The organism is Burkholderia sp. GbtcB21 (assembly GCF_019091065.1).
GTDB lineage: Bacteria > Pseudomonadota > Gammaproteobacteria > Burkholderiales > Burkholderiaceae > Burkholderia > Burkholderia pyrrocinia_C.
Window position 1 is genome coordinate 1 of record NZ_JAGXKA010000499.1, and the last position, 234, is coordinate 234.

The following is a 234-nucleotide window of genomic DNA, read 5'->3' on the forward strand; positions in this document are numbered from 1 at the left end:
GCAGAGCGCGGCACGGACGGCCTGCAGCAGCCGCGCGGCGACCAGCATGCCGCTCGTCTGCGCGGCCGCGCACAGCACCGGCGCGGCGACGAACAGCGCGAGCCCGGCGACATAGATCGTACGCGGCCCGTAACGGTTCGCGGGCGCGCCGCCGAACAGCAGCAGCGCGGCGAAGCTGGGCGTATAGGCATCGACCACCCAGACGAGTGCCGTCAGCGACATCTCGAGGCTCGC

At 73.1% G+C, this 234-nt stretch carries 1 protein-coding gene; it reads right to left on the bottom strand.

What is annotated here, in order from left to right; all coding sequences use genetic code 11:
* Positions 1 to 234, bottom strand: a 234-nt coding sequence (locus tag KVT39_RS37470) for an MFS transporter (RefSeq protein ID WP_368858976.1), incomplete at both ends; no start/stop codon positions are given.